Origin of the sequence: Streptomyces sp. NPDC057099, assembly GCF_042671245.1 — a bacterium.
GTDB lineage: Bacteria > Actinomycetota > Actinomycetes > Streptomycetales > Streptomycetaceae > Streptomyces > Streptomyces purpurascens.
In genome coordinates, this window is record NZ_JBHUTX010000002.1 from 42,294 (window position 1) to 55,786 (window position 13,493).

The following is a 13,493-nucleotide window of genomic DNA, read 5'->3' on the forward strand; positions in this document are numbered from 1 at the left end:
GGGGCGAGGGCGGGGCTATCGGGCGACGTAGCCGCCGTCGACGGGAAGGGCGACGCCGACGACGAAGCCGGCTCCCGGGCTGCACAGCCACAGCACGGCCTGGGCGATCTCGTCGGCGGTGCCGAGCCGGTTGACGGGCTGGCCGGCCTCGGCTTCGGCGCGGTCGAGTTCTCCCTTGGCGATCATGTCGCTGACCATGGGGGTGTCGATGGCGCCGGGGCAGACGGCGTTGACGCGGATGCCGCGCGGGGCGTACTCGAGGGCGGCGCTGGTGGTCAGGCCGATGACGCCGTGCTTGGAGGCGTGGTAGGAGGCACGGCCGGGCAGGCCGACGAGGCCGCCGAGGGAGGAGCAGTTGACGACGGCCCCGCTGCCCTGGGCGCGCATGTGCCGCAGCTCGTGCTTCATGGCGGCCCAGACGCCGCGGAGGTTGATGGCGTTGACGCGGTCGAACCGTTCGGCGGGTTCGTCGGCGGCGTCGCTCGGCGGGATCTGGACACCGGCGTTGTTGTAGGCCATGTCCAGACGGCCGAAGGTCTCGACGGTGCGGTCGACGGCGGCCGCGACCTGGTCCTCGTCGGTGACGTCGCAGGGGAGGGCGAGGACGTGGTGGCCGGCGGCGGTGAGTTCCTTCGCGGCCGCGTCGAGCGCGGCTTCGTCGACGTCGGTGAGGGCGACGGCGGCACCGGACTCGGCGAAGGCGCGGGCGGTGGCCAGGCCCATGCCGGAGCCGGCCCCGGTGACGAGGGCGACCTGGCCGGTGAAGTCGTAGGTGGGGTTCATGAGGTGTTCTCCCGTTCTCCAGTTCTCCCGTTCTCCTGGGGAGGGCCGGTCAGGCGGCGGCTTCGACGGTGATGTGCTCCGCGGTGGCGAGGCGCTCGGTGGCGCCGTCGGCGAGGTGGCCGAGGACGACCAGGCCGGAGTCGCTGGAGCCGCCGTCGCGGTAGTAGAGGGCGAGATTGCCCCAGGGCGCGTAGTACGCCAGGTCACCGGCCCTGGCCCGGGCCGCGTCCGGCGCGCCGGAGGTGTCGAGCCTGCGGGGCAGGTCGGCGATCCGTTCGGTGCCGTGGAAGTCGCTCAGGTCCAGGGTGAGGGGAAGCAGCGCGGCGAAGTCGCGGGCGGCGGTGCCGTCGTTCAGGGTGGCGTCGACCGGATGGCCGTCGAGGGTGAGCCGGATGTTCACGGTGGTGGTCCTGCCGGTGGGCGGGGTGGGTGCGGGTCCTGTCGCCGTCCGTCGGCGCGGTGCGGGCGACGCGGGGCCGGCCGGCTCCCGCGTGTCCTGGGCGCAGGCGGTCAAAGCCAGGAGCAGGGCGGCGGCCGGTACGGCACGGGCGAGGGCGGCCGGGGTCATGGATGCCGTCCGGGAGCTCAGTCGGGCAGCGGCTCGGCGTAGTGCCGGAAGCCGTCGCGCTCCGTGTGGAGGTCGTACAGGCGCCGGGCCAGGACCTCGGGGCTGCTGTGCTCGGCGTCGGGCCGGATGGCGCCCGGGATGATCAGCTGGGCGGCGTGGATGTTCTCCGGGGCGAGCGCCTCGTGCAGCATGCGCGCGTAGGCGCTCTCCGCGGCGAAGGCGACCGAGGTGCCGGCCCGGTCGGGGTGGGGGCGTACGGCGCTGCCGCCGTTGACGAACAGCAGGGTGCCGCGGCCGAGGGCGCGCATGCCGGGCAGCACGGCGTCGACGGCGGTGACGGGTCCCTTGACGGAGAAGGACAGGGGCGCTTCGAGGTCGTCGGCGCTCGTGTCGAGGACCGGCTTCATGAAGTCGGCGCGGGGCACGGGGCTGTACTGGAGGATCTCGATCGGCCCCAGCGTCTCGGAGGCCTCCCGAAGGGCCGTGGTGAGGGAAGCGGGGTCCAGGACGTCGGCGGCGAAGCCGCGGGCCCGGATACCGTCGCGGGCCAGTTCGGCGGTCAGCTCCTCCAGCTTCCGGGCGTCGCGGGAGACGAGGGCCACGGTGTGGCCGGCGGTTCCGAAGCGGCGGGCGGTGGCGAGTCCGAGGCCGGGGCCGGCGCCGACGAGGGCAAAGGTGGTCATGTGGAGTCCTCCGGTGGGGCGTACGGGTCAGGGCTTGTCGAGTCCTTCGGCGGGGCGTGCGGGTCAGGGCTTGAGGAGGGCCTTGACGGCGCGGCGCTCGTCCATCGCCCTGTACCCCTCGGCGACCTGTTCCAGGGGCAGGGTGAGGTCGAAGACCTTGCCCGGATCGATCCGGCCGGAGAGGACCCGGTCGATCAGGTCGGGCAGATAGCGGCGTACGGGGGCGGGCCCGCCGCGCAGGCCGACGTGGGAGAAGAACAGTTCCTCACCGTCGACCCGCACCTCGTGCGGTACGCCGACGAAGCCCACGTTGCCGCCGGGCCGGGCGGAGTGCAGGGCCTGCCGCATGGCCTCGGGGGTGCCGACGCACTCCAGCACCGAGTCGGCGCCGATACCGCCGGTGAGGTCCTTGACGCGGGCGATGCCTTCCTCGCCGCGTTCGCCGACGATGTCCGTGGCGCCGAACTCCCGGGCGAGCTCCTGGCGCGCCTCATGACGGCTCATGGCGATGATCCTTTCCGCGCCGAGTTCCTTGGCCGCGATGACACCGCACAGACCGACCGCCCCGTCCCCGACCACCACGGCCGTCGAGCCGGGCTTCACCTCGGCGGCGAGGGCGGCGTACCAGCCCGTGCCCATCACGTCGGAGACGGCGAGGAGGCTGGGCACCAGCGCGGCGTCCGGGTGACCGTCGGTGGCGACGAGGGTGCCGTGGGCGTTGGGGATCCGGATGTGGTCGGCCTGGCAGGTGCTCATGAACTCGCGGTGCAGACAGCTGGACTGCCAGCCGTTACGGCAGTTCGCGCAGGTGTTGTCCGAGGTGGCGAAGGAGCCGACGACGAACTGTCCCGGCCGGGCGGAGGTGACCTCGCTGCCCACCTCCTCGACGATGCCGACGTACTCGTGCCCCATCGGATGGGGCTCGGTGACGGGCTCCAGGCCGCGGTAGGGCCACAGGTCGGACCCGCACACACAGGTGGCGACCGTGCGGATGATCGCGTCGGTGGGGTTGAGGATCTTCGGGTCGTCCAGCTCCTCGAAGCGCACGTCGCCGGGGGAGTGGATGACTGCTCCGCGCATGGGGGGACCTTCCTTGCTACGAGGATCTACGTGCCGCAGCCGGGGTCGGGCACGGCTGCTCACGGTCGAGCCTCACACCGCGGGGCGTGCGCGAAAAGCGGAGAAATCCATCCCGGGAGAGGAACATCCTGGGAGTGATTTCTCCCCCCTTCCCCGGGCGCGATCGATGTCATTCTGGGAAGCATGACCGGCAACGTCCCCCTCAATGAGCTGGGAGAATTCCTCAAGAAGCGCCGCTCGGAGCTGAGCCCCCGCACGGTCGGCCTGCCCGAGACCGGCAGGCCCCGCAGGGTGACCGGGCTGCGCCGCGAGGAGGTCGCCCAGCTCGCCAGCATCAGCACCGACTACTACACCCGCCTCGAACAGGGCCGTATGCAGGCGTCGGCACCCGTGCTGGACGTCCTCGCACGCGTCCTCCACCTGGACGACGACGAGCGGGGCTACCTCTTCCAGCTCGCGGGCAAGACCACCACCCGCACCCGGCGCCGCGGCCGGCAGACGGTCCAGCCGCAACTGCAGCGGGTCCTGGACGACCTCACCGCCACCCCGGCCGTCGTGCAGGGCCGACGCGGGGACGTCCTCGCCTGGAACGCGCTGGCCGCCGCCCTGGTCACCGACTTCTCCCGCATCCCGGAGAAGCACCGCAACTACCCGCGGATCATCTTCACGGATCCGGCCATGCGCACCCTGTACGCCGACTGGGAGACCTCCGCGCACATCTCCGTGGCCCAGCTGCGGATGGAGGCCGCGAAGTATCCCGAGGACCCGCGTCTGATCGAGCTGGTCGGCGAACTGTCCCTGCGCGACCAGCAGTTCGCCCAGTGGTGGGGAGACCATCGCGTCGCCGCCCGCACCGTCGGCACCAAGACCCTCGCCCATCCGGTCGTCGGCGAACTCGTCCTCGACTGGGACACCCTCACCGCCAACACCGACCCCGACCAGCACCTGACCGTCTGGACCGCCGCCCCCGGCTCCCCGACCCACGAACGCCTGCGCATCCTCGCCTCCTGGGCCACCGACCAGGACCTGTCCGCCTCACAACCACCCGCCGTCTGACGGCACCGCCCGGCCAACTGTTCAGAAGGCGCAGGCGCACAGATAGGCACCGCCTATACGGGGCATCGATTTTTGGTCGTGGACCCCCTGAGCTGCGCCCCGGTTCACTGTGGCGCAAGCTGGCGCGGACCGATCGGGCTCGGTGTCGCGCGATCAGGGAGGCTGCAATGACGCATACCCCGGGCAACGAGCGAGCCGAGCAAGCCGTGCGCATCGCGGCGACGCCGTGGTACCGGCAGTTGTACGTACAGGTGCTGGTGGCGATCGTGATCGGCATCGTGCTGGGCTGGCGATGGCCGGATCTTGCCACCGACATGGAGCCGATCGGCACCACGTTCATCACCGCGATGAAGATGCTGATCGGCCCGATCGTGTTTCTGACGATCATCGGCGGCATCGCCGGAGTCGCCGATCTGAAGAAGGTCGGCCGGACCGGCATCAAGGCGCTGACCTACTTCCAGGTCGGCACGATCGTCGCCCTGCTGACCGGGCTGGTGGCGATCAACATCTTCCGGCTCGGCGACGGTGTGCACGCCGACCCGTCGACGCTCAAGGCCTCGGGCGACGCGGGCCAGTACATCGACCAGGGCGAACACCAGCACTGGTGGGAGTTCCTCACCAACATCGTGCCGGACAGCTTCTTCGGCCCGTTCGTCGAGGGCGACATCCTCCAGGTGATCTTCCTGGCCGTCGTCTTCGGCATCGCGCTGAAGATGGTGGGGAAGACGGGCGAGCCGATCATCGCGGCGGTGGGACGGCTGACCGAGGTCGTCTTCAAGGTCCTGTCGTTCGTCATGAAGGCCGCACCGCTGGGCGCCTTCGGCGCGATGTCGTACGCCATCGGGAAGTTCGGCCTGTCCACGCTGACCAGCCTCGGCTCGCTGATCCTCCTCTTCTACGTCACCTCCGCGCTGTTCGTCGTGGTCGTGCTCGGCGGAGTGCTCGCGCTGTACGTGCGGCTGAACATCTTCCAGCTCTTCCGCTACTTCAAGGAGGAGTTCTGGCTGATCCTCGGCACCTCGACCGCCGAGCCCGCGCTGCCCGGGCTGATGCGCAAGCTGCAGTTCATGGGGGCCGAGCGGTCCACGGTCGGACTGGTCGTGCCGACCGGCTACAGCTTCAACCTCGACGGCGCGGCCATCTACCTCTCACTGGCCACCCTCTACATCGCCCAGGCCACCGACACGTCCCTCTCCCTCGGGCAGCAACTCGGGCTGCTGGCCGTCATGCTGCTGACGTCCAAGGGCGCTGCGGGTGTCGCGGGCGGCGGCTTCATCGCACTCACCGCGACGCTGTCGACGGTCGGTTCCGTCCCGGCCGCGGGCATCATGCTCATCTTCGGCATCGACAAGTTCATGTCGGAGTGCCGGGCGCTGGTGAACTTCTTCGGCAACGCCGTCGCCACCCTGTTCGTCGCCAAATGGGAGAACGGACTGGACCTGGCCAGGGCTCGCGAGGTCCTCGCCGGCAAGGCCGGAGAGCCACCGGCGACCGCGGAGCCCGAGGGTGCGGACGGCCCGGCCGGTGCGCCCGCCCCCGTGCAGCGCACCCCCGTCGAACCCGCCGAGGTGACGCCCTGATGGCGTCCGTCCTGATCGCCCCGGACAAGTTCAAGGGCTCCCTCGGCGCCGACGAGGTGGCCCTCGCTCTGGAGCGCGGGTTGCTGGCAGCGGCCCCGGACACGCGGGTCGACCGGCTGCCGTTGGCCGACGGCGGAGAGGGCAGCGTGGCCGCCGCCTGCGCGGGCCGGTTCCGACGCGAGGACATCGTGGCGACCGGCCCGACCGGGCAGCCCGTCACCGCCGGCCTCGCGGTACACGGCCGTACCGTCCTCGTCGAAGCCGCGGCCGTCTGCGGACTCGGCGTCCTGCCGGGCGGGCGGAAAGCGCCGCTCACGGCCACGAGCCACGGCGTCGGCGAGGCGATCCGGTACGCGCTGGAGGGCGCCGCCGACACGATCGTCCTCGCGCTCGGCGGCGTCGCGACCACCGACGGCGGCGCGGGCCTGCTGCGGTCCCTCGGCGCGGTGCTCGCCCGAGCGGACGGCACACCGATCGGCCCGGGCGGTGGCGGACTGGCCGACCTCCGCACCGTCGACCTCACCGAAGCCCGTGCCGCCCTGAAGGGCGTCGACCTCGTGCTTGCCACCGACGTGGACAACCCGCTGCTCGGGCCGACGGGCGCCGCCGCCGTCTACGGACCACAGAAGGGGGCGAGCGCGGCAGAAGTACGAGAACTGGACGACGCCCTCGCCGGGTTCGTGCGCCGGCTGGCGGCGGCGGGCGTCCCGGACGCCGCGCGACGCGCGGAGACGCGAGGCGCCGGAGCGGCCGGCGGGCTCGGATACGCCGGGATGCTGCTGGGCGGGCGCGTGTGCTCCGGGGCGGACTACTTCCTCACCCTGCTCGGAGCCGACGAGCTGCTCGCCGCGAGCGACTTCGTCGTCACCGGTGAGGGCAGCCTCGACGAGCAGTCGCTGTCGGGCAAGCTGCCGGTCGCGCTCGCCCGGCGGGCCCGCCGGTACGGCACGGAGGTGCACGCGGTGGCCGGCCGCTGCACGCTGCCCGCCGAGCGGACCGCCGCCCACTTCCGTTCCGTCCAGGCCCTGACGGACCTCACCGACCAGGACTGCGCGCACGACAGCGACTTGTCCGCGCGACTGCTCGAGCGGTGCGGGCGCGCACTCGCCGAGCGCCGGCTCATACGAGAGGGACGGGAGAGAGCGGAAACCGCCAGGTAGGCTCGCCTGTCGCACCAGGACAGAGCGGGGAGGCACCGTGGACGCCCGGCAACTGGAGTACTTCCTCGCCATCGTCGAGCACGGCGGCTTCAGCAAGGCCGCCGCCGCCCTGCACGTCGCCCAGCCCTCGCTGTCCCAGGCGATGGCGAACCTGGAGGCCGACCTCGGGGTGGCCCTCTTCCACCGGGTGGGCCGGGGCGTCGTACTGAGCGACGCGGGCCAGGAGCTGCTGGAGCCGAGCAGGCGAGTGCTGCGTGATCTGACCGCCGTACGGGACACCGCCGCCGCGCTCGCCGGGCTGCACGGCGGCACGGTCGAGGTCGCCACCATGCCCTCGCCCGGCATCGAACCGCTGACGACCCTCGTCCACCGCTTCGCCGAGCTGCATCCGTCGGTGACGGTGAGCACCCAGGCCGCCTTCACCCCGGACGAGGTGCTGTCCCTGGTCCGCAGCGGGGCGTGCGAACTGGGGCTGCTGGGCAGCGCCACCCCGGTGCAGCCGGCCGGGCTGGACGTCCTGCACGTCGAGGACCAGCCGTTCGTGGTCGTCGCCGCCCCGGGCGGGGCGATCGAGGACGACGTCACCATCCGGCCCGGGGACCTCGCCGGGCAGAAACTCATCGCCTCCCGCACCGGCAGCCTGATGCGCAGCATCGTCGACGACATCACCACGGGCGGCACCGGCACGGAGATCGTGACGGTCGTGGACCACCGCACCTCGATCCTGCCGCTGGTCCTCACCGGGGTGGGTGTCGCGGTCCTGCCGTCCTCCTGGACCCGGCTGGCCCGCCGCTGCGGTGCCGTGGTCGCGCCCATCGAGCCGACCGCTCACCTCCACGTGGCGATGGTCAGCCTGCCCGCGCATCTCACGCCGGCCGCGCGCGCCTTCCTCGCACTCACCGAATCGCTCGCCCGGCGCCGCGCGGCACACGGCACCGGCGGGCCACCCCCGACGCCTGACGCGTGACCCATCGGCGGCGCCTATACGTCGCATCGGAACCAGGTCTTGGACGCCGTACGACCGCCCTGTGTTGACTCGCAACCGATCCCGTCACAGCGAGCCGGAGGCACCCATGACCACCGCACCCCGCACGTTCCGTATCGCCGCCATTCCCGCCGACGGCGTGGGCAAGGAGGTCGTCGCCGCCGGGCGGACCGTCCTGGACGCCCTGGCCGCGGACTCCGGCGGAGCCTTCGCGTTCGAGTGGGAGGAGTTCCCCTGGGGCTGCGGGTATTACGAGCGCACCGGCCGGATGATGGACGAGGACGGGCTCGACCGGCTCAAGGACTTCGACGCGATCTACTTCGGTGCCGTCGGCTGGCCCACCGTCCCCGACCACATCAGCCTGTGGGGCCTGCGCCTGAAGATCTGCCAGAGCTTCGACCAGTGGGCCAACGTCCGCCCCGTGCACTTCCTGCCGGGAGTCGTCAGCCCGCTGCGCAAGGCCGACGACACCGAGCTGGACTGGGTCGTCGTCCGGGAGAACAGCGAGGGCGAGTACGCCGGGCTCGGCGGACGCAACCTCGGCGGTCGCGGGCCCGGCGGCGAAGTCGCCGTGCAGTCGGCCCTGTTCACCGAGGTCGGCTGCGAACGCATCATGCGCTTCGCCTTCGACCTGGCCCGCACCCGCAGCCGTCGCAAGGTGTCGTCGGTGACCAAGAGCAACGCCCAGCAGTACGGCATGGTCCTCTGGGACGACGTCTTCCGGCGGGTCGCCGCCGACTACCCGGACGTGGAGACCGAGAGCGTCCTCGTCGACGCCATGTCCGCGAAGTTCGTCCTGCGCCCCGAGGACCTGTCGGTGGTCGTCGCGTCGAACCTGAACGCCGACATCCTCTCCGACCTCGGCAGTGCCCTGGCCGGCAGCCTGGGCCTCGCGGCCAGCGCCAACCTCAACCCGGAGCGCCGCTTCCCGAGCATGTTCGAGCCGGTGCACGGCTCCGCCCCGGACATCGCGGGCCAGGGCCTGGCCAACCCGATCGGCGCGGTCGGCAGCGCGGCCCTGATGCTGGAGCACTTCGGCCTGCCGGACCAGGCGGCCCGGCTGAAGAAGGCGATCGAGGCGACCACGGCAGCGGGCATCCTCACCCGCGATGTCGGCGGCACCGCCGCCACGGAGGACGTCACCAAGGCCCTGATCGATGCCCTGACCATCTGAGTCGGCTCGAATCACCCGTAATCGCGAGACTCATCCGCATCGCTCCGCTAGCATGTTCGAGCTTGTGACGAGCGCCCTCATAGTCCTTCTTCACCGGAAAACAGACTAAAAAATTGATACCCATGGCATCGCGGTTGTTCGCGCGAATAGGCAGCAGGACGACGTTCGCCGCATGGCGTCAACCGCGCGTGCTGCTATGGGCCATGGCGGGGGTGATCACCCTCGGCTTCCTCATCGCGCTGGAGATCGCCGCGCGTCGCTACGGAATGCCGGGGCCGATCACCTGCCAGGTGCAAGAGGTGATACTTCCTCCCAAATCGGGCTGGTTGCTGTATGCCTGCCTGGCCATGGCGCTGATCGTCCTCAACCGGCGGCAACGGTTCATCGCGGTCGGCATCGCGGTCGGCATCGACGCCGTCTTCCAGTTGGTGCGGTGGGCGATCGGCGCCCCCTTCCTGGCCGAAGGTCACCCCTTCGGCAACGGCGCGTTGTGGGTGATCCTGGGCATCGCGGTCATGGCCGTCACACGCCGCACCGGCGCGGAGCGGGTGCTGCTGCTGAAGGGCGTCGGGCTCGGCCTGCTGCTGGTGGCCGGCCGTAAGACCGGTGACACCTGGCTGCTCATCACGTCGAAGACCCAGCCGACGGTTCTCGACCAGTACCTGGCGTCCGCCGACCACGCGCTCGGCAACCCCTCCTGGCTGGTGGGCCGTCTCGTCACGGCGACCGGCCCGGTCGGTATCGGGCTGCTCGACGTCGTCTACGCGCAGCTCGCGGTGGGCGCGGTCGTCGTCGCGCTGTACCAGCTGCGCAACGTGGCGGCCGAGCGCGGCTTCCCGAAGCATCATCTGGTGCGCACGTTCCTGGTGATCGGCCTCCTCGGGCCGGGCATCTACATGATCTTCCCGGTGGTCGGGCCGGTCTACGCCTACGGTGCCGACGGCGGCCACTGGGCGCTGGCCAACCTCTGGCCCGACCTGCCGCCGCCGATCGGCGCCCCGCAGGCGATGCCGTTCGACGGGATCACCCCGCGCAACTGCATGCCCAGCCTGCACACGGCCTGGGCCGTCGCGATCTACCTCCACTCCCGCCGTGGCCCGCGCCTGCTGCGCTACGGGGGCACGTTCTGGCTGATCGCCACGCTCACCGCGACGCTCGGCTTCGGCTACCACTACGGCGTCGACCTCGTCGCCGGCGTGGTGTTCACGCTCACCATCGAGGCAGGCCTGCGCGCTCAGGCACGCGGCTGGGACCGGTCGGGCATCCAGCTGGTCGCCTACGGCACGACGGTGTTCGGCGCGCTCCTGGTCTCCTACCGCTATCTGCCGGTGGAGATGGCCGCGCATCCGCGGATATTCGGACCGCTTCTCCTGCTGGCGATGGCCTCGGTGATCTACGGCTACATACGGACCACCAGGGTGTGGGAGCCGAAGACGGCCCCGGTGCCCCGGCCGGAGCCGCAGCCCGAAATGGTCTGAGCACGGCCGCGAGGGGCGTCGGCCAAGAGGCTGTCCATATCGCTGGGAGTCGAAGTCAGACTTTGTGTCTATCGACGGCGTCTGGTGGACTCGACGGCATGGCAGTGCTGAACGAACGCCTCGACCTGCGGGTGGACGGCGTGGATCTGAGTGTCGCCGCCGTCCGCCGGACCGGGGACGGCGACCCCGTCGTCTTCCTGCACGGCTTCGGCTCCACCAAGGAGGACTACGCCGACCTCGACGTCCACCCCGCTTTCGCCGGACGGCCCTTCCTCGCCTACGACGCGCCGGGCTGCGGCGAGAGCCGGTGCGCGGATCTGTCGAGGATCTCGATCCCGTTCCTCGTGAAGACCGCCCAGGCGGTCCTGGCGCGGCAGGGGATCGAACGGTTCCACCTCGTCGGCCACTCGATGGGCGGCCTGACCGCCCTGCTGCTCGCCCACCAGGAGCCCGACCGGGTCCTCAGCTTCGTCGACATCGAGGGCAACGTGGCCCCCGAGGACTGCTTTCTGAGCCGGCAGATCATCACGCACCCCTCGGACGACCCGGAGAGCTTCCTCGCCGACTTCACCGAACGGGTGCGCAGCTCACCGGAGTCCGGCGCCGCCCTGTACGCGGCGAGTGTCCGCCACAAGGTCCGGCCCGGCGCGGTCCGCGGCATCTTCGAGTCGATGGTCGACCTGTCCGACCACGGCGACCTGCTGACCACGTTCCTCGCCCTGCCCTTCCCGCGCATGTTCCTGTACGGCGAGCAGAACTCCTCCCTGTCGTACCTGAAGGAACTCGCCGCGCACGGTGTCGAACTGGCCGAGATCCCCCACAGCGGCCACTGGCCGATGTACTCCAACCCTGTCGCGATGTGGGAGCGGATCGCCGGCTTCCAGGCCCGCGCCCCTCGATGAACCGAGCCGGGCCCGCAGCGCCGTTCCGTCAGGCGCCGGGCCCGGCGGGCAGGCCGTAGTACTCCAGCGTCGTCATACCCGCGCGGATGGCTTCGAGGGCCCGCCGCTCGTCCAGCACGCGGGCATCGGCCCGGTCGAGCGTCCCCGGCACGGCCCCGGCCGGTACGACCACGACGCCGTCCGCGTCGCCGACGACGAGGTCACCGGGCCGTACGACGACGTCCCCCACGCGGACGGGGGCGCCGAACCGGCCGGGGTGGTCCTTGCCCGTGCCGACGACGGTGATGTGCCGGGCGAAGACCGGGAAGTCCAGCTCCGCCTGTTCGGCCGTGTCCCGTACCCCGCCCTCGACGACCAGGCCGCGGATGCCGCGCCGCTGGGCGGCGACCGCGAGGATCTCGCCCCAGTGCCCGTGCCGGGCGCCCTGCAGGTCGGCCACGAGGACACTGCCCGGCGGGGCCTCGGCCACCGCCCGGTGCAGGGCGAGGTTGTCGCCGCCCACCCCCTGCACGGTGAACGCCGGCCCGGCCACCCTGGCTCCCGGCCAGGCGGCGCGCAGGGCGGGATCGCAGGCGTGGGCGGCCCTGGCGGACGCCTCGTAGAGGGTGGCGGTGCCGTGACCGCGCGCCGCGTCCGTCATGACCGGCTCCTCGTCTGGAGCGAGTGGTAGCCGAACCGCTCGCGGGCCTCGCGCAGGGTGCCGCCCCGGCGCGCGGCGTCGACGATCCCGGCCTCGACGTGCTCGATGCGCTCGGCGATCCCGGCGACGCGCTCGGCCTCTGCGGCCGGTACGACGACCACGCCGTCGGCGTCGGCGCACACCAGCGCGCCGGGGAGGACCTCGACACCGCTCACGGTCACCGGCTCGCCGACCGACACCAGCCGCACCCGGTCCTTGCCGGTGCGCATGAACCGGCCCCGGCTGAAGAGCGGGTAGCCCTGCGCGAGGGACGCCGACACATCCCGGCACACCCCGTCGATCACCGTGCCGGCGATGCCCCGGTGGGCGGCGAGTCCGGTCATGATGCCGCCCCAGACGGTGACGTCGGTACGGCCGTCGTTGCCGATGACGACGACCGACCCGGGCGGGACGTCGTCGAGGAAGTCGCCGACCGTGCCCGCGCCGGACTCGTCGACCGGGGCGTAGCGGACGGTGAAGGCCGGGCCGGCCGCCCGGAAGCCGTCGGAGAGAGGGGACAGGCCGTGCAGGGCGCCCTCGACGCCGATCCGGTCGAGGGCGTCGGAGAGCGCGGCGGTGGGCAGTGCGCGCAGTCGCGTGACGAGGTCGCTCATCGGGTGGCCTCCGTTCCGGCCAGGCGGGCGTCGCGCATCGCGTCCGGCAGCGGGACACCGGCCCGTACCTCGGCCTCGATGGCCGCCTCGCGGTCCGCGAGGCGTCGGGCCGCCTCCAGTACCTCGGCGGCGCGCTCGCGCGGGACGACCACGACGCCGCCCTCGTCCGCCAGCACCACGTCACCGGGGCCGACGGTCACCCCTCCCAGCGGGACCGGCTCACCCGAGGATCGCTGCCGCAGCCGGCCGCGCGCGGTCACCGGCACCTGGGCGCGCGCGAACACCGGGAAACCCAGCTCACGCGCCTGCGCCACGTCCCGGCACGCACCGTCCGTGACCACACCGCGGACGCCGCGCGCCGAGGCGCCGACGCTGACGATGCCGCCCCACGACGACACGTCCGTACGGCCGCCGTTCGCGACCACGACGAGGTCCTCGGGACCGGCCTCGGCGATCGCGTCCGTGAGGATGTGGGAGCCGCCGTGCTCGCCGGTCAGGGGTTCCAGCGCGATGGTCCGCGCGAATCCGGCCACCTTGGGCGTGCCCCACATCGGGCGCAGACCGCCCTGGCCGGGAGGGAGCCCGCAGGCGTCGAGGGCATCGGACACGGTGGCGCTGTCCAGCGCCGCGAACCGGTCCAACAGGGAATCTCCAGCAGTCATGCACCCCAGTCAAACAACGGGCCTCCATATACTGAAGGTCTGATTTCCTCTGTCATCGATATGCGCAGCGACTGATGGAGGGCGACTCA

Annotated in this window: 14 protein-coding genes; 7 read left to right on the forward strand and 7 right to left on the reverse strand. The window is 71.8% G+C overall.

Annotation, left to right across the window (positions count from 1 at the left end; translation table 11 throughout):
• Positions 1–15: 15 nt before the first annotated feature.
• From ACFT4A_RS02685 to ACFT4A_RS02700, 4 genes are all read right to left on the reverse strand, one after another.
• On the reverse strand, positions 16–783 hold the full coding sequence (locus tag ACFT4A_RS02685) for an SDR family NAD(P)-dependent oxidoreductase (protein WP_382825303.1): 768 nt from the start codon (positions 781–783) through the stop codon (positions 16–18).
• A 49-nt stretch (positions 784–832) separates the two neighbouring features.
• On the reverse strand, positions 833–1,351 hold the full coding sequence (locus tag ACFT4A_RS02690; protein WP_382825304.1) for a cyclophilin-like fold protein: 519 nt from the start codon (positions 1,349–1,351) through the stop codon (positions 833–835).
• 17 nt (positions 1,352–1,368) lie between these two features.
• On the reverse strand, positions 1,369–2,034 hold the full coding sequence (locus ACFT4A_RS02695) for an SDR family NAD(P)-dependent oxidoreductase (protein WP_382825306.1): 666 nt from the start codon (positions 2,032–2,034) through the stop codon (positions 1,369–1,371).
• Between the two features lie 63 nt (positions 2,035–2,097).
• Positions 2,098–3,114 carry a zinc-dependent alcohol dehydrogenase family protein gene (locus ACFT4A_RS02700; protein ID WP_382825307.1) on the reverse strand — a complete coding sequence of 339 codons (1,017 nt, stop codon included), beginning with the start codon at positions 3,112–3,114 and terminating at the stop codon, positions 2,098–2,100.
• A 183-nt stretch (positions 3,115–3,297) separates the two neighbouring features.
• Here ACFT4A_RS02700 and ACFT4A_RS02705 point away from each other — a divergent pair, with 183 nt between their 5' ends.
• The 7 genes from ACFT4A_RS02705 to ACFT4A_RS02735 all read left to right on the forward strand — a co-directional run bounded on the left by ACFT4A_RS02705 (position 3,298) and on the right by ACFT4A_RS02735 (position 11,449).
• A complete protein-coding gene (locus tag ACFT4A_RS02705; RefSeq protein ID WP_382825308.1) occupies positions 3,298–4,170 on the forward strand; it encodes a helix-turn-helix domain-containing protein in 873 nt (290 codons plus the stop codon).
• Positions 4,171–4,337: 167 nt separating this feature from the next.
• On the forward strand, positions 4,338–5,750 hold the full coding sequence (gene dctA / locus ACFT4A_RS02710) for a C4-dicarboxylate transporter DctA (RefSeq protein WP_382825310.1): 1,413 nt from the start codon (positions 4,338–4,340) through the stop codon (positions 5,748–5,750).
• On the forward strand, positions 5,750–6,910 hold the full coding sequence (locus ACFT4A_RS02715; protein WP_382825311.1) for a glycerate kinase: 1,161 nt from the start codon (positions 5,750–5,752) through the stop codon (positions 6,908–6,910). Before dctA ends, ACFT4A_RS02715 begins: the two co-directional genes overlap by 1 nt.
• Before the next feature lie 37 nt (positions 6,911–6,947).
• Positions 6,948–7,877 (forward strand): LysR family transcriptional regulator, encoded by a 930-nt coding sequence (locus ACFT4A_RS02720; protein WP_382825312.1) that lies wholly within the window; start codon positions 6,948–6,950, stop codon positions 7,875–7,877.
• Between the two features lie 106 nt (positions 7,878–7,983).
• Complete coding sequence (locus tag ACFT4A_RS02725) at positions 7,984–9,069, forward strand: tartrate dehydrogenase (RefSeq protein ID WP_382825313.1); 1,086 nt, start codon at positions 7,984–7,986, stop codon at positions 9,067–9,069.
• A 203-nt stretch (positions 9,070–9,272) separates the two neighbouring features.
• Positions 9,273–10,547, forward strand: coding sequence for a phosphatase PAP2 family protein (locus ACFT4A_RS02730; protein ID WP_382825314.1), 1,275 nt, complete (start codon positions 9,273–9,275; stop codon positions 10,545–10,547).
• A gap of 98 nt (positions 10,548–10,645) precedes the next feature.
• On the forward strand, positions 10,646–11,449 hold the full coding sequence (locus ACFT4A_RS02735) for an alpha/beta fold hydrolase (protein ID WP_382825315.1): 804 nt from the start codon (positions 10,646–10,648) through the stop codon (positions 11,447–11,449).
• Positions 11,450–11,477: 28 nt separating this feature from the next.
• Here the strand turns inward: ACFT4A_RS02735 and ACFT4A_RS02740 are convergent, their stop codons facing one another.
• From ACFT4A_RS02740 to ACFT4A_RS02750, 3 genes are read right to left on the reverse strand one after another with little or no spacing between them, the layout of a single operon-like run.
• Positions 11,478–12,089: an RraA family protein gene (locus ACFT4A_RS02740; RefSeq protein WP_382825317.1), complete on the reverse strand. Its 612-nt coding sequence runs from the start codon at positions 12,087–12,089 to the stop codon at positions 11,478–11,480.
• On the reverse strand, positions 12,086–12,742 hold the full coding sequence (locus tag ACFT4A_RS02745) for an RraA family protein (RefSeq protein WP_382825319.1): 657 nt from the start codon (positions 12,740–12,742) through the stop codon (positions 12,086–12,088). The genes ACFT4A_RS02740 and ACFT4A_RS02745 overlap by 4 nt, the downstream gene beginning before the upstream one ends.
• Entirely contained in the window at positions 12,739–13,404 is a 666-nt protein-coding gene (locus ACFT4A_RS02750) for an RraA family protein (protein ID WP_382825321.1), read from the reverse strand. Before ACFT4A_RS02750 ends, ACFT4A_RS02745 begins: the two co-directional genes overlap by 4 nt.
• Between the last annotated feature and the right edge of the window lie 89 nt (positions 13,405–13,493).